This is a genomic window from Halomonas campaniensis (assembly GCF_014193375.1).
Classification (GTDB): domain Bacteria; phylum Pseudomonadota; class Gammaproteobacteria; order Pseudomonadales; family Halomonadaceae; genus Halomonas; species Halomonas campaniensis.
The window spans coordinates 1-14,470 of sequence record NZ_JACHZF010000016.1 but is presented as its reverse complement, the minus strand read 5'-3'; the positions used below and the strand labels follow the sequence as shown (position 1 = coordinate 14,470).

13 protein-coding genes are annotated in these 14,470 nt (G+C 68.9%); 10 read left to right on the top strand and 3 right to left on the bottom strand.

The genetic code is table 11. The features are described 5' to 3' along the window. Positions 1-89 precede the first annotated feature (89 nt). Positions 90-1,319, top strand: coding sequence for a nucleoside recognition domain-containing protein (locus BDK63_RS11775; protein WP_183332171.1), 1,230 nt, complete (start codon positions 90-92; stop codon positions 1,317-1,319). Here BDK63_RS11775 and BDK63_RS11770 read toward each other — a convergent pair. Together BDK63_RS11770 and BDK63_RS11765 are read right to left on the bottom strand one after the other, a co-directional pair. Further along, positions 1,301-2,218, bottom strand: coding sequence for a DMT family transporter (locus BDK63_RS11770; RefSeq protein WP_183332169.1), 918 nt, complete (start codon positions 2,216-2,218; stop codon positions 1,301-1,303). The genes BDK63_RS11775 and BDK63_RS11770 overlap by 19 nt on opposite strands. Before the next feature lie 94 nt (positions 2,219-2,312). Then, a complete protein-coding gene (locus BDK63_RS11765) occupies positions 2,313-2,981 on the bottom strand; it encodes a GntR family transcriptional regulator (protein WP_183332167.1) in 669 nt (222 codons plus the stop codon). A 176-nt stretch (positions 2,982-3,157) separates the two neighbouring features. Between BDK63_RS11765 and BDK63_RS11760 the strand changes: the two genes are divergently transcribed. The 9 genes from BDK63_RS11760 to BDK63_RS11720 all read left to right on the top strand — a co-directional run bounded on the left by BDK63_RS11760 (position 3,158) and on the right by BDK63_RS11720 (position 13,806). Further along, entirely contained in the window at positions 3,158-3,619 is a 462-nt protein-coding gene (locus BDK63_RS11760; RefSeq protein ID WP_183332165.1) for a GlcG/HbpS family heme-binding protein, read from the top strand. 219 nt (positions 3,620-3,838) lie between these two features. Further along, positions 3,839-4,813, top strand: coding sequence for a TRAP transporter substrate-binding protein (locus BDK63_RS11755; protein ID WP_183332163.1), 975 nt, complete (start codon positions 3,839-3,841; stop codon positions 4,811-4,813). A gap of 87 nt (positions 4,814-4,900) precedes the next feature. After that, the gene (locus tag BDK63_RS11750; RefSeq protein ID WP_183332161.1) at positions 4,901-5,488 is read left to right on the top strand and encodes a TRAP transporter small permease; all 588 of its coding nucleotides are present in this window, start codon (positions 4,901-4,903) and stop codon (positions 5,486-5,488) included. After that, on the top strand, positions 5,485-6,768 hold the full coding sequence (locus tag BDK63_RS11745; protein WP_183332159.1) for a TRAP transporter large permease: 1,284 nt from the start codon (positions 5,485-5,487) through the stop codon (positions 6,766-6,768). Before BDK63_RS11750 ends, BDK63_RS11745 begins: the two co-directional genes overlap by 4 nt. 121 nt (positions 6,769-6,889) lie before the next feature. Continuing rightward, positions 6,890-7,675, top strand: coding sequence for an enoyl-CoA hydratase/isomerase family protein (locus tag BDK63_RS11740; RefSeq protein ID WP_183332157.1), 786 nt, complete (start codon positions 6,890-6,892; stop codon positions 7,673-7,675). 50 nt (positions 7,676-7,725) lie between these two features. Then, positions 7,726-8,913, top strand: a complete 1,188-nt coding sequence (locus BDK63_RS11735; RefSeq protein ID WP_183332155.1) for a CaiB/BaiF CoA transferase family protein — start codon at positions 7,726-7,728, stop codon at positions 8,911-8,913. A 39-nt stretch (positions 8,914-8,952) separates the two neighbouring features. Beyond that, positions 8,953-10,158: a pyridoxal-phosphate-dependent aminotransferase family protein gene (locus BDK63_RS11730; RefSeq protein WP_183332153.1), complete on the top strand. Its 1,206-nt coding sequence runs from the start codon at positions 8,953-8,955 to the stop codon at positions 10,156-10,158. Between the two features lie 36 nt (positions 10,159-10,194). After that, on the top strand, positions 10,195-13,191 hold the full coding sequence (locus BDK63_RS11725; protein ID WP_183332151.1) for an FAD-binding and (Fe-S)-binding domain-containing protein: 2,997 nt from the start codon (positions 10,195-10,197) through the stop codon (positions 13,189-13,191). Between the two features lie 90 nt (positions 13,192-13,281). Continuing rightward, entirely contained in the window at positions 13,282-13,806 is a 525-nt protein-coding gene (locus tag BDK63_RS11720) for a gamma carbonic anhydrase family protein (RefSeq protein WP_183332149.1), read from the top strand. Between the two features lie 98 nt (positions 13,807-13,904). On the opposite strand, the gene BDK63_RS11715 is transcribed toward BDK63_RS11720, so the two are convergent. Then, entirely contained in the window at positions 13,905-14,306 is a 402-nt protein-coding gene (locus tag BDK63_RS11715; protein ID WP_183332147.1) for a GlcG/HbpS family heme-binding protein, read from the bottom strand. Positions 14,307-14,470: the final 164 nt, after the last annotated feature.

Below are 14,470 nucleotides of genomic sequence, written 5' to 3'. Positions count from 1 at the left end.
GCACGATGATCGGCCGGCCCGCGGCCATGGGCAGGGCGAAGGGGATTGGGTAACCTCCGACTCTCGCCCCCGCACAGGATGCCCCTGACATGCTGAATGGAATCTGGCTGAGCTTCTTCCTCGCGGCCTTCGCCGCCGGTCTCTGGCAGTGGCTGGGCGTCGGCGATGCGGAAGTCTTCGCCCGCCTGGTCCAGGCACTGTTCGACATGGCCCGGCTCAGCGTGGACATCGTGATCGTGCTGGCCGGCACCATGACCCTCTGGCTGGGCTTCCTGGCCATCGCCGAGCGGGCCGGCCTGATCCGGCTGATGGCCCGGCTGCTCGACCCGCTGTTCCGCCGCCTGATGCCCGAGGTGCCCAGCGGCCACCCGGCCATGGGGCTGATCAGCATGAACTTCGCGGCCAACATCCTCGGCCTGGACAACGCCGCCACGCCGATCGGCATCAAGGCGATGCATGCCCTGCAGGAGCTCAACCCGAGCCGGGAGACCGCCAGCAACGCCCAGATCCTCTTCCTGGTGCTCAACACCTCGTCGCTGACCCTGCTGCCGGTGACCATCTTCATGTATCGCGCCCAGCAGGGGGCGGCGGAGCCCACCGCGGTGTTCCTGCCGATCCTGCTGGCCACCACCGCCTCGAGCCTGGCGGGGCTGCTCAGCGTGGCGCTGATGCAGCGGCTGAAGCTCTGGCAGCCGGTGGTGCTGGCTTACCTGGCCGGGGCGGCGGTGGCCCTAGGGCTGCTGCTGACCACCCTGGCCGGCATGTCGGCCCAGGCGCTGGCCGCCACCTCGACCCTGGTGGGCAACCTGGTGCTGTTCGGCATCGTGGTCGGCTTCCTGCTCGTCGGCGCGCTGCGCCGGGTCAACGTCTACGACGCCTTCATCGAGGGGGCGAAGGAGGGCGTGCGCTTCTCGGTGACCCTGCTGCCCTACCTGATCGCCATGCTGGTGGCCGTGGGGGTGCTGCGGGCCAGCGGCGTGCTGGATGCCGGCCTGGAGGGGATCCGCTGGCTGGCCGCCGGCCTGGGCTGGGACACCCGCTTCGTCGAGGCGCTGCCCACCGCCTTCATCAAGCCGCTCTCCGGCAGCGGCGCCCGGGCGATGATGATCGAGACCATGGACACCTTCGGCGTCGACAGCTTCCCGGGCCTGCTGGCGGCCACCATGCAGGGCAGCACCGAGACCACCTTCTACGTGCTGGCGGTCTACTTCGGTGCGGTGGGCATCCGGCGGATCCGCCACGGGCTGGGCTGCGCCCTGGTGGCGGACCTGGCCGGGATCGTCACGGCGATCGGCGTCTGCTACTGGTTCTTCGGCTGATCGACGGCCCCGGGGGCCGGCTGCACCAGCGGCCGGGTCAGCGTCTGGGCCATGATCACCCCGGCCAGCACCAGGGCGCCGCCGAGGAAGTGGAAGAGGGCGATCCGCTCGCCCAGCAGGGCCATGGCGATCAGCGCGCTGAACAGCGGCATCAGGTTGATGAAGATGCTCGCCTGGCTGGCGCCGATCTGGCGAATGGCCCGCATCCACAGGAAGGTGGTGATGATCGAGGCGGGGATGCCGGCATAGAGGATCAGGCCGATGTTGCTCCCATCCACCGGGGTCATGGGGCCCATCAGGTACGGCGGCAGCAGGAAGAGCACGGCGAAGATCACCTGGGCGTAGAGCAGGATCCAGGGCGGCAGGTCCATGGGCCAGCGCTTGAGCATCACCCCGTAGAGCGCGTAGCAGGTGGCCGCCACCAACATCAGCAGGTCGCCCTTGGCCACGGAGAGCTCCAGCAGTGACAGCGGGTTGCCGCGCCCCAGCAGCACCAGCACCCCCAGCAGCGCCACGACGCCCCCCAGGGTGCCGCCCAGGCTGGGCGGCTCGCGCAGGATCAGCGCGCTGAGCAGCACGGTGAGCAGCGGCACCATGGCGGCCAGGATGCCCATGTTGGTGGCCGAGGTGGTCTCGGCGGCCACGTAGGCGAGCCCCTGCCACAGGCCCATGCCCAGCAGGCCCAGCACGGCGAGCTTCGGCCATTCGCGGCGAATCGTGGCGCGATGCTTCCAGGCCGTCGGGGCCAGGAAGGGGGTGAGCACCGCCAGCGCCAGCACCCAGCGCAGGAAGGCGATGCTGCTCGGCGCGATGGCGCCTACGGTGAGCTGGTTGATGGTCATGTTGCCCGACCAGATCAGCACGGCGCCCAGCGGGGGTAGGAAATAGAGCAGCGGCATGGTGTCCTCGTTGACCGGTACGCAGGTCCCGCCTGGGCGGGGAGGGCACAGGGTAAGCCATGTGTGCCGAGCGAGCGATGTCGACGTGGTTCGCTCAGGCGCGCTGGCGGTCGTCGATGACCTCGTCCATGGCGGCGACCTCCAGCTTGTTGCAGAGGTGCTCGCGCAGGATCTGCCCGAGCCAGCGGCCGTCGCGCTGCTCCAGGGCCTCGATCATCGCCTCGTGGTCCTCCACCGCCCGCCGCCAGAAGTCGTCGGTCATCTGCTTGGAGTAGCGCACCCGCTTCACCCGCTGGCTGAGGTTGCTGTACATCTCCTGCAGCGCCTCGTTCTGCGAGGCGGCGAGGATGCCCTCGTGGATCTGCCGGTTGACCCGGAAGTACTCCGCCAGCTCCCGGTTGCGGTAGTGGTCGAGCATCCTGCCGTGCAGGTCGCGGATCTCGGCGATCCCCTCGTCGCTGATCTGCTGGCAGGCCAGCTCCCCCGCCAGCCCCTCCAGGGCCCCCATCAGGTCGTAGGTATCCTTGACCATCTTGAGGGTCAGCTGCCTCACCCGAGCCCCCCGGTTGGGCAGCAGTTCCACCACCCCCTCCGAGGCGAGGACCTTGAGGGCCTCGCGCAGCGGGGTGCGGGAGACACCGAAGCGCTCGCACAGCTCCCGTTCGGGAATGCGGTCGCCGGACGCCAGCTCGCCCTGCTCGATGAGGTCGAGGACGCGGTCGGCGACCTCCCGATAGAGGTTTCGGTGCTGAATCTTGCTCATGCTCGCTTCCTTGTGCGTGATGCCGGCCGGCGCCGTCGTCGCCGCCCGTCCGATGGACCCCGCTGCCGGGTGCCTTACTGCCCGGGCCGCCTTCTCCATGGTGGCGAGGTCGGTGAGAGTGTGCAAAGTTATTATGAATTCAAAATTCCATCGGGTACAGCAGAGGGGGAGAGCGGATGGCAGGCAAGGTCTATCACAGTCGGGTGCTGCTGGGGCGCCACCAGGCGCGGGAGATCCTCGACGGTGCCTTCGCGCTGGCGCGGGGGCAGGCGATGCCGCCGCTCACGGTGGTAGTGCTGGATGGCGGCGGCCACCCGGTGGCCGTCGAGCGGGAGGATGGCTGCGCCCCGCTGCGCTTCCCGGTGGCCAGCGGCAAGGCCTACGCGGCTCTGGGCAACGGCGCGGCCAGCGGGGTGATCGGCGAGCGCAACGCCGAGCGGCCGGCCTTCCTGGCCAGCGTGGCGGCGGCCTCGGGCGGGCGCTCCGTGCCGGTCGCCGGCGGCGTGCTGGTCCTGGATGACGACCAGTGCGTGATTGGCGCGGTGGGCGTCAGCGGTGCCTCCTCGGCCGAGGACGAACGAGCGGCCATCGCCGGCATCGAGGCGGCCGGCCTGGCCTGGGGCCTGGAGCCCGAGTGAGCCTGCCGGCCAAGGGAGGACGTTGCGTCGAAACGCTCGCCTTGACACCCCTTCTTGGCCGGGGCTAGCTTGAGGGCAGGCGCATTTCGCATAAAGAATTCAATTTGTGCGGCGTCTATTCGGCTTCGCTGATCGCCACAACGACAACAAGTGACAACAGAAGCGGAACCCGGGCGGCAGCCCCGCTCGAGCCAGGACTACAACAAGAGGAAAAGCGCCATGCACCTGCTACGTCTCACGGCGGTGGCCGCCGCCGTCGCCCTCGTGTCGGCCCCGCTCCAGGCCCGCGAGATCACCTTCGGCCACGTCGGCGGCCCCGACTCGCTGTTCACCGACTCCGCCAACCACTTCGCCGAACTGGCCAACGAGCGCCTCCCCGATCCCTATGAGGTGGTGACGTTCGGTTCCAGCCAGCTGGGCAACGATTCCGAGCTGCTGCAGAAGCTGCGTCTCGGCACGGTCGACTTCGCCCTGCCGTCCACCATCATGTCATCCGTCGCCGACGAGTTCGGCCTCTTCGAGCTGCCCTACCTGATCCAGGACCGCGAGCACATGAAGCGGGTCGAGGAGGAGATCGTCTGGCCGACCCTGGCACCGCTGGCCGAACAGAACGGCTACCGCATCATCGCCGTGTGGGAGAACGGCTTCCGCCATATCACCAACAACGTGCGTCCGATCCATTCGCCCGAGGACCTGCGTGGCGTGAAGCTGCGTACTCCGCGTGGCGCCTGGCGCGTGAGGATGTTCGAGGAGTACGGCGCCGAGCCCTCGCCCATGGCGCTCTCCGAGGTGTTCATGGCCCTGCAGACGGGCGTCATGGACGGCCAGGAGAACCCCCTGGCGCAGATCGCCGGGCAGCGCTTCCAGGAGGTGCAGGACTACCTGTCGCTGACCGGCCACGTCTACACGCCGGCCTACCTCACCGCCGGCCGCCGCTTCAACAACCTCCCCGAGGAGATCCAGGAGATCCTCATTGAGGTCGCCCAGGAGACCCAGGACTTCGTCTACGAGCACGCCGCCCAGCTCGACCAGGACCTCCTCGACGTGATCCGCGAGGCGGGCACCGAGATCAACGAGGTCGACACCTCGGTGTTCATCGAGGCGTCCGGCCCGATCTACGAGGCCTTCGCCAACGAAGTCCCCGGCTCGCAGGAGCTGATCGACAAGGTGCTGGAGCTCGGCAACGGCTCCTGACCTCTCCGCTCGAGGTATCTGTCCCCATTCCCCACGCCGCCATGGCGGCGTGGGGCTCCTGCCCCTTTCCTGTTCGAGTCGAGAGTCATGGGTACTGTGAATCAGATTTCCCGCATCCTGGAGCGCCTGCTCGAGATCATCACGGTGGTGCTGATGGTCACGCTGACGCTGGTGGTGCTCTATGCGGTGGTGACCCGCTATGCCTGGCGCACACCCTCCTGGTATGACGAGGTGGCCGCCATCATGCTGGTCTGGCTGACCTACTACGCCGGGGCCCTGGCGGCGCTCAAGCGTGGCCATATCGGCGTCGATGGCGTCGTGGCCGCGCTTCCGGTGCACATCCGCATGCCGATCACCTACCTCACCGAGGCGCTGTTCATCGGCTTCTTCCTGGTGCTGGGCTGGGCCGGCCTGGTGGTCCTCGATGTCATGCAGGGCATGGCGCTGATCACCCTGCGCTGGGTGCCGCTCACCTTCACACAGTCGGTCATTCCCATCGGCGCGGCGCTGTTCATCATCGCCCAGCTGCTCAGCATGCCCGCCCACCTGGCCAAGGTGCGTTCCGGCCTGACCCAGGAGGAGGAGGAGATCCGCCATGCCATCGCCGAGGCCGAGCGTGACAACGCCCGGGCCGGCTTCACCGCCGATGCACTGACGAAGAGGGATCAGCCATGACACTTCCCTTCATGATCATCGGCCTGCTGGGGCTGATCCTGATGGGGCTGCCCATCGCCGTGGCGCTGGCCATCGTGGCCACGGTGGCCATCGTGGTCCACCAGGGCGTGGACATGCTGCCCAACATCGGGCTGACCATGTTCGAGGGGGCGAGCAGCTTCCCGCTGCTGGCCATCCCCATGTTCGTGCTGGCCGGCGCCATCATGAACACCGGTGGCATCTCCAAGCGACTGATCGCCTTCGCCTCGGCGCTGTTCGGCTTCATCCGGGGCGGGCTGGCGATGATCAACATCGGCGTCTCGCTGTTCTTCGCCGAGATCTCCGGCTCGGCGGTGGCCGACGTGGCCGCCACCGGCTCGGTGCTGATCCCGGCCATGAAGAAGCGCGGCTATCCGGCGCCCTTCGCCGCGGCCGTCACCTCCTCGTCGGCGTCCCTGGCGATCATCATTCCGCCCTCCATCCCGATGATCCTCTACGGGGTGATGTCGGGCGCCTCCATCGTCCAGCTGTTCGTGGCCGGCATCGTGCCTGGGCTGCTGGGAGCCGCGGGCCTGATGGCGCTGAGCTACTACTATGCCCGCAAGTACGACTGGCCGGTGGAGGAGGTCTTCCAGTTCAAGCGCGTCAAGCAGACCGCCAGGGAAGCCGGCTGGGCCCTGACCCTGCCGATCATCATCCTCGGCTCCATCTTCGGCGGCTTCGTCACCGCCACCGAAGGGGCGGGCCTGGCGGTGGCGGCGGCCATCTTCATCAGCGCCGTCATCTACCGCGAGCTGGACCTGCGCACCCTCTACAAGGCGATCATCGACGGGGGGCAGCAGACCGCCGTGGTGATGCTGCTGGTGGCGGCCTCGGCGCTGATCGGGGTGTTCCTGACCGAGATGCGCCTGCCCCAGCAGCTGGCCCAGGCGGTGCTCGGCATGACGGACAACAAGTACGCCATCCTGATGATGCTGAACATCTTCTTCCTGCTGATCGGGCTCTTCCTGCACTCCGCGGCGGCGATCATCCTGGTGGTGCCCATCGTCATGCCGCTGGTCGGGGCGGCCGGCATCGATCCGGTGCACTTCGGCCTGGTGGTCTGCCTCAACCTGGCGATCGGCCAGCAGACGCCGCCGGTGGCCAGCGTGCTGATCACGGCCTGCTCGATCGCCAAGACGGATGTCTGGTCGGTGACCCGCTCCAACCTCGGCTTCATCGGGGTGCTGCTCTTCGTGCTGCTGCTGGTCACCTACATCCCTGCCATCCCGATGGCCCTGGTGGAGCTCTTCTACCGCTAGCGCCGTGGCCCGGCGGGCGAGCGTCCGCCGGGTTCATCACCGAGGGAAGCAACATGATAGCCAGAAAAAATGAATTCATTATTCATTGCCGGGTGCCCGGTCACCAGAAGGGAGAGGCGTGATGACGGCGAACACCCTGCTGCATGAGGTGCGCGACGGCGTGGCCTGGCTCGGCTTCAACCGCCCCGAGAGCCGCAACGCCATGACCTGGGAGATGCACGACGCGCTCTCCGCCCACTGCGACCGCCTCCAGGCGGATGACGCCATCCACGCGGTGGTGCTCCACGGGGTCGGCGGCGAGGCGTTCGTCGCCGGCACCGACATCGGCCAGTTCGAGCAGTTCGGCGAGCCCGAGGACGCCCTCGGCTACGAGCGGCGCATCGATGCGGTGGTCGGCAAGCTGGAGGCGCTGGACAAGCCCACCATCGCCCTGCTCGAGGGGGCCTGCGTGGGCGGCGGCGCGGCGCTGGCCCTGGCCTGCGACTTCCGCTACGCCACGCCGAGCCTGAAGTTCGGCGTGCCCATCGCCCGCACCCTGGGCAACACCCTCTCGATCACCAACGTCTCGCGGCTGATCGACATGCTGGGGGTGGCCCGCACCAAGGAGGCGCTGATGCTGGGCACCCTGTTCGGCGCCGAGCAGGCGAGCGCGGCCGGGCTGGTCAACGCCGTCTTCCCGCCCGAGCGCATCCATGACGAGGTGGCGGCGGTGGCCGACCAGCTGGGGCGGCGGGCGCCGCTGACCCTCAAGGCCAGCAAGGCGCTGGTGGGCCGCGTGCTGGCGCATCGCCGCCTCGAGCGTGAGGCCAGCGACGACTGGATCACCGCCTGCTACATGAGCGACGACTTCAAGGCGGCAGTGAACAAGTTCCTGCACAAGACACCCTTCGAGTGGACCGGCCGCTGACCTCCTGGCGTCACGGTTGCCACGCGAACCACACAAGCGAGGTGAAGCCGATGCTTCCCCTGGAAAGACTCAAGGTCCTGGACGTCTCGCAGATCATGGCCGGCCCCTACTGCACCATGGTGCTGGGGGACATGGGGGCCGAGGTGATCAAGGTCGAGAAGATCAACGGCGGCGACGACAGCCGCCAGATGGGCCCCTACGTCAACGACGAGTCGACCTGCTTCTCGCAGATCAACCGCAACAAGAAGAGCATCTCGCTCAACCTCAAGGACGAGCGGGCCCGGGAGATCTTCTACCGGCTGGCGCGGGAGGCGGACGTGATCGTCGAGAACTACCGTCCCGGCGTGACCACCTCCCTGGCGATCGACTACGAGAGCATCAGGGCGATCAACCCCGGGATCATCTACTGCTCGATCTCCGGCTACGGCCAGACCGGCCCCTACAGCCACCGTGGCGGCTTCGACCTGGTCGCCCAGGGCATGACCGGCCTGATGTCGATGACCGGCGAGAAGGGGCGCCGGCCGCTCAAGACCGGGGTGGCCGTCTACGATATCGGCGGCGGCATCACCGCGGTCTACTCGATCCTGGCCGCCTATATCCATCGGATGGCCACCGGCGATGGGCAGCACATCGACATCGCCATCACCGAGTGTGGCCTGCCCTGGTTCACCTGGGAGGCCGCCGCCTACTTCTCCGAGGGCAAGGTACCCGAGCCCACCGGCTGGCGCCATCGTGTCTCGGCGCCCTACCAGGCGGTCAAGGCCCGCGACGGCTACCTGATGCTGGGCTGCGCCAACCAGCGCACCTGGGAGCGCTTCTGCGGCGACGTGCTGGAGCGCCCCGACCTGATGGAAGACCCGCGCTTCCTCACCAACTTCGATCGCGGCCAGCACGTGGAGGAGCTCGAGGCGCTGCTGGAGACGGTCATGGCCGACCGCGACGTCGACGACTGGCTGGCGCGCTGCGACCGGGCCGGGGTCCCCGCCGGGCCCATCAACGACTTTGCCCAGGCCATGGGTGACGAGCACTACCTGGCCCGAGGCATGGTGCAGGAGCTGGAACACCCGGTGATCGGCCGCATGAAGACCATCGGCTTCCCGAGCAAGTTCTCGGCCACGCCCTCGCAGATCCGCTCCCCGGCCCCGCTGTTCGGCCAGCACACCGATGAGGTGCTCGGCGACCTGGGGTTGGCCCCCGATGAACTCGCCACGCTGCGCGACGCCGGCTGCATCAGGTAACCCGGCGCCCCCGACTCCACAAACAAGAAGGATTGCTCCATGCTGAAGCTCGATTTCCATCCGTCCGGCCGCCATTTCCTGCAGATCCCCGGCCCGTCGCCGGTGCCGGATCGCATCCTGCGGGCGATGAGCCTGCCCACCATCGACCACCGCGGCCCGGAGTTCGGCGCACTCGGCCTCGAGCTGCTCGACAAGATCCGGCGGGTCTTCAAGACCGAGAACCCGGTGATCATCTACCCGGCCTCCGGCACCGGCGCCTGGGAGGCCGCGCTGGCCAACACCCTCTCGCCGGGGGATCGGGTGCTGATGTTCGAGACCGGCCACTTCGCCACCCTGTGGCACAAGATGGCGCGGCGGCTAGGGGTCGAGCCCGAGTTCCTCGGCCTGCCCGGCTACGAGGGCTGGCGCCACGGCGTCCAGGCCGACATGATCGAGGCGCGCCTGCGCGAGGACAGCGCCCAGGAGATCAAGGCGGTCTGCGTGGTGCACAACGAGACCTCCACCGGGGTCACCAGCGACATCGCCGCGGTGCGCCGCGCCATGGATGCCGCCGGCCACCCGGCGCTGCTGCTGGTCGACACCATCTCGGGCCTGGCCAGCGCCGACTATCGCCACGACGAGTGGGGCGTGGACGTTACCATCTCCGGCTCCCAGAAGGGCCTCATGCTGCCCCCGGGGATCAGCTTCAACGCCATTTCCGACAAGGCCATCGAGGCGAGCCGCCACAACCGCATGCCCAAGAGCTTCTGGGCCTGGGACGAGATCCTCGAGGCCAACCGCAACGGCTACTGGCCCTATACCCCCAGCACCAACCTGCTCTACGGCCTCAACGAGGCGCTGGACATGCTGCTCGAGGAGGGGCTGGACCACGTCTTCGCCCGCCACCAGCGCTGGGCCGCCGGGGTGCGCACGGCGGTGCAGGCCTGGGGCCTGGAGATCCAGTGCCAGGATCCGGCCGTCTACTCGCCGGTGCTCACCGGGGTGGTGATGCCGGAGGGGGTCGATGCGGATGCGGTGCGCAAGATCATCTACGAGCGCTTCGACCTGTCGCTGGGCACGGGGCTCGGCAAGGCCAAGGGGAAGATGTTCCGCATCGGCCACCTGGGCGACTGCAACGACCTGACCCTGATCGCCACCCTGGGCGGCTGCGAGGCCGGCATGAAGCTGGCCGGGGTGCCCCTGGCGGGCAGCGGCGTGACGGCGGCGCTGGACTACTTCGCCCAGCATCCCCTCGACGCCAAGTGAACCCACCGCATATTCCCCATGGCTGAGGAAGGCAGGATGACGTCTCTCACGGACAAGACCAGCTCACCGGATGCACGGGTCAAGCCGGTGACCGAACTGGCGGCGCGCCTCGCCCGGGAGCTGGAGGGCGAGGTGCTGTTCGACCAGGCCTCGCGGGGCCGCTATTCGACGGACGCCTCGATCTACCAGGTGACCCCGGTGGGGGTGGTGATCCCCCGCCACCAGCAGGACCTGACCGCGGCGCTGGAGATCGCCCGGGACGCCCGGGTGCCGATCCTGGCCCGGGGCGCCGGAACCAGCCAGTGCGGCCAGACGGTGGGCGAGGCGCTGGTGATCGACACCACCCGCTGGCTCAAGGAGATCGTCGAGTTCGATCCCGAGGCGCGCACCGTGGTGGTGGAGCCCGGCATCGTGCTCGACCACCTCAACGCCTGGCTCAAGCCCCACGGGCTCTGGTACCCGGTGGATGTCTCCACCAGCGCCCAGTGCACCCTCGGCGGCATGACCGGCAACAACTCCTGCGGCTCGCGCTCGATCCGCTACGGCAACATGGTCCACAACGTGCTGGGCGTGGACGCCTGGCTGGCCGACGGCAGCGAGGGGCAATTCGGCTTCGTCGATGCCCTGCCGGAACGTGGCCCGGTACGCGAACTGGCCGACCGGGTGAAGGCCATCGCCGACGGCGTCGCCCCGGAGATCCGCGAGCACTTCCCCAAGGTGCTCAGGCGCGTCGGGGGCTACAACCTCGACCTCTTCGACTGCCAGAACCCCCGGCCCTACGACCCGGAGGGGCGGGCCAACCTGGCCCACCTGCTGGTGGGCTCCGAGGGGACCCTGGGGGTGAGCCGGCGCATCACCCTGCGGCTCTCGCCGCTGCCCGAGCACAAGGTGCTCGGGGTGGTGAACTTCCCCACCTTCTACCAGGCGATGGATCTCACCCAGCACATCGTCACCCTGGACCCCACGGCGGTGGAGCTGGTGGATCGCACCATGATCGACCTCTCGCTCGAGAACCCGGCGTTCCGGCCGGTGATCGAGAAGGCGCTGATCGGCCGGCCCCAGGCGGTGCTGCTGGTGGAGTTCGCCGGCCAGGACCGCGAGGCCCAGCTCGCCTCGCTGGCGCGCCTCTCGGAGCTGATGGCCGACCTGGGCCTGCCCGACAGCGTGGTGGAGATGCCGGCGCCCGCCGAGCAGAAGGCGCTGTGGAACGTGCGCAAGGCCGGCCTCAACATCATGATGAGCATGAAGGGAGACGGGAAGCCGGTCTCCTTCATCGAGGATTGCGCGGTGCCCCTGGAGCACCTGGCGGAGTACACCGACAGGCTCACCGAGGTGTTCCATCGCTACGGCACCGAGGGCACCTGGTATGCCCACGCCAGCGTGGGGACCCTCCACGTGCGGCCGATCCTCGACATGCGCCGCGACGGCGCCGAGAAGATGCGCGAGATCGCCGAGCAGGCGTCCGCGCTGGTGCGCGAATACAAGGGGGCCTACTCCGGCGAGCACGGCGATGGCCTGTGCCGCGGCGAGTGGGTGGCCTGGCAGTTCGGCGAGACCCTCAATGACGCCTTCCGGGCGGTCAAGGGCGCCTTCGACCCGGAGAACCGGCTCAATCCGGGCAAGATCGTCGACACCCCGCGGATGGACGACGACCGCTATTTCCGCTTCCCGAAGGCCTATCGCCGGATTCCGCTGGCCCCGGTGTTCGACTGGTCGGGCTGGAACGTCACCCGCGATCCGCTGACCGGTGAGCAGGGCGAGCCCGGCAGCGCCGGCGACCCCACCCATGGCCTGGCCATGGCGGTGGAGATGTGCAACAACAACGGCCACTGCCGCAAGTTCGATGCCGGCACCATGTGCCCCAGCTACCGCATCACCCGCGATGAGCAGCACCTGACCCGGGGGCGCGCCAACACCCTGCGGCTGGTGCTCTCGGGCCAGCTGGGGGAGGCGGGCCTGGCCAGCGACGAGGTCAAGGAGGCGCTGGACCTCTGCGTCTCCTGCAAGGGCTGCAAGCGTGACTGTCCCACCGGCGTGGACATGGCGAAGTTCAAGATCGAGGCGCGCACCGCCCGGGCCCGGGCCCGGGGACTGTCGCTGCGCGACCGCCTGGTCGGCGAGATGCCGCGCTATGCCCCCTGGGCCAGCCGCTTCGCCGGGCTGGTCAACGGCGTAGAGCGCGTGCCCGTCCTGGCCCGCGCCATCAAGCGCACCCTCGGCCTGGCGCCGCAGCGTTCGCTGCCGGCCTTCCGCGGCAATTTCCTGGCCGAGCCCCACGAGAGCCCGGCCCTCGCCTCGCGGGAGGTGCTGCTGTTCGTGGACACCTTCAACAACTACCAGGAGGGGGACAACGCCCGGGCCGCCCGGCGGGTGCTGGAGGCCGCCGGCTACCGGGTGCACCTGAACGCCCGGCCGGGCCAGCGGCCGCTGTGCTGCGGGCGCACCTACCTCTCGTCCGGGCAGTTCGACAAGGCCCGGCTGGAGGCGCGACGCACCCTCGACCACCTGATGCCCCATGTGAAGCGGGGCGTGGCGATCGTCGGGCTCGAGCCCTCCTGCCTGCTGACCCTGCGCGACGAGTTCCTGCAGTACGGGTTCGGCAAGGAGGCCGAGGCGCTCTCCCGCTCGGCCTTCCTGTTCGAGGAGTTCCTGGTCCGGGCGCGGGATGCCGGCGAGCTGCCCCTCGAGCTCAAGGCGCTGCCCCAGCGGCGCGCCATGCTCCATGGCCACTGTCACCAGAAGGCCTTCGATGCCCTGCGCCCGGTCGAGACGGTGCTGTCGTGGATCCCCGACCTCGAGGTCGAGACCATCGAGTCCTCCTGCTGCGGCATGGCGGGCAGCTTCGGCTACGAGGTGGAGCACTATGATGCCTCGCTGGCCATGGCCGAGCTGTCGCTGTTGCCGGCGATCCGCGAGGCGGGCGACGATGCCGTGCTGGTCGCCGACGGCACCAGCTGCCGCCACCAGATCCAGGATGGCAGCGGCCGGGAGGCGGTCCACGTGGCGCGGCTGCTGGAGCAGGCGCTGGCCTGACCGGGGGCGCCGGAGCGGGCCGGTGCCGGCTCGCTCCGCTGGCCCCCGCGTGGCATCCTCTCCCCATCCCTTGTCTGCAGGAGGAACCCCATGGCGATCTACCAGTACGGGGAGCACCGCCCGGAGCTCCATGACGATGTCTACGTGGCCGAGACCGCCGACGTGATCGGCCAGGTCACCCTCAAGCGCGGCGCCAGCGTCTGGTACCAGGCGGTGCTGCGCGGCGATACCGACCACCTGGAGGTGGGCGAGGAGAGCAACATCCAGGACGGCGCGGTGCTGCACGCCGACCCCGGCTTTCCCCTCCGGGTGGGGAAGGGCGTGACCGTGGGCCACCAGGCGATGCTGCACGGCTGCACCATCGGCGATGGCAGCCTGGTGGGCATCCAGGCGGTGATCCTCAACGGCGCGGTGATCGGCGAGAACTGCCTGGTGGCGGCCGGGGCGGTGGTCAAGGAGGGCGCCGAGTTCCCGGCGGGCTCGCTGATCGTCGGCGCGCCGGCCCGGGTGGTCCGTGAGCTCTCCGAGGAGGCCATCGAGGGGCTGAGGAAGAACGCGGCGGGCTACGTGGAGCGCGGCCGCCTCCACGCGAGCCAGCTGAAACGCATCGACTGATATCGTTCGCTGAGCCCGCTCCCGGTTTCAGGCGTATGGGCCACAACGCACAGGGCCCCGCTCCATCCGGAGCGGGGCCCTGTCGCGTCGGCGGCGGGTTAGCCGATGGCGGCGACGCCGGCGCGGGCGATCTGCACGTCCTGGTCGGGCTTGACGCCGGAGATGCCGACGGTGCCAGCCACCTCGCCGTCCACCAGCACCGGCACGCCGCCGGCCAGCAGCGACTGCATGGGCGCGGTGACGAAGGCGGTGCGGCCGCCGTTGATCATCTCCTCGAAGGCCTGGGTCTCGCGGCGGCCGATGGCGGCGTTGCGGGCCTTCTGGGCGGCCACCTCGGCGCTGAAGGGCGGGGCGCTGTCCATGCGGCGCAGGCCGAGCAGGTGGCCGCCGTCGTCGGCCACGGCGATGGTGACGCCCCAGCCGTTGGCTTCGGCCTCCTGCTGGGCGGCATCGAGGATGGCGTTGACATCGGTCAGGGTCAGTGCGGGCTTGGTCTTCATGGGGTACTCCTGAGTTTGAACTATTGTGGTCGCCAGCGATGAGCTTTACCGGCGACAAGCCTTCGCGAGGGCGCTGTGAACCCCTATATGGTCTCCTCCCGGCTTGCAAGGCTCCGTTCATCGATGCAGGTACAGGTTGCTGCCATATATCCGGCCTGTGTATG

Coding starts and splice junctions, on each gene's coding strand:
- BDK63_RS11775 (WP_183332171.1), top strand. CDS start 90: ATGCTGAATGGAATCTGGCTGAGCTTCTTCCTCGCGGCCTTCGCCGCC.
- BDK63_RS11770 (WP_183332169.1), bottom strand. CDS start 2,218: ATGCCGCTGCTCTATTTCCTACCCCCGCTGGGCGCCGTGCTGATCTGG.
- BDK63_RS11765 (WP_183332167.1), bottom strand. CDS start 2,981: ATGAGCAAGATTCAGCACCGAAACCTCTATCGGGAGGTCGCCGACCGC.
- BDK63_RS11760 (WP_183332165.1), top strand. CDS start 3,158: ATGGCAGGCAAGGTCTATCACAGTCGGGTGCTGCTGGGGCGCCACCAG.
- BDK63_RS11755 (WP_183332163.1), top strand. CDS start 3,839: ATGCACCTGCTACGTCTCACGGCGGTGGCCGCCGCCGTCGCCCTCGTG.
- BDK63_RS11750 (WP_183332161.1), top strand. CDS start 4,901: ATGGGTACTGTGAATCAGATTTCCCGCATCCTGGAGCGCCTGCTCGAG.
- BDK63_RS11745 (WP_183332159.1), top strand. CDS start 5,485: ATGACACTTCCCTTCATGATCATCGGCCTGCTGGGGCTGATCCTGATG.
- BDK63_RS11740 (WP_183332157.1), top strand. CDS start 6,890: ATGACGGCGAACACCCTGCTGCATGAGGTGCGCGACGGCGTGGCCTGG.
- BDK63_RS11735 (WP_183332155.1), top strand. CDS start 7,726: ATGCTTCCCCTGGAAAGACTCAAGGTCCTGGACGTCTCGCAGATCATG.
- BDK63_RS11730 (WP_183332153.1), top strand. CDS start 8,953: ATGCTGAAGCTCGATTTCCATCCGTCCGGCCGCCATTTCCTGCAGATC.
- BDK63_RS11725 (WP_183332151.1), top strand. CDS start 10,195: ATGACGTCTCTCACGGACAAGACCAGCTCACCGGATGCACGGGTCAAG.
- BDK63_RS11720 (WP_183332149.1), top strand. CDS start 13,282: ATGGCGATCTACCAGTACGGGGAGCACCGCCCGGAGCTCCATGACGAT.
- BDK63_RS11715 (WP_183332147.1), bottom strand. CDS start 14,306: ATGAAGACCAAGCCCGCACTGACCCTGACCGATGTCAACGCCATCCTC.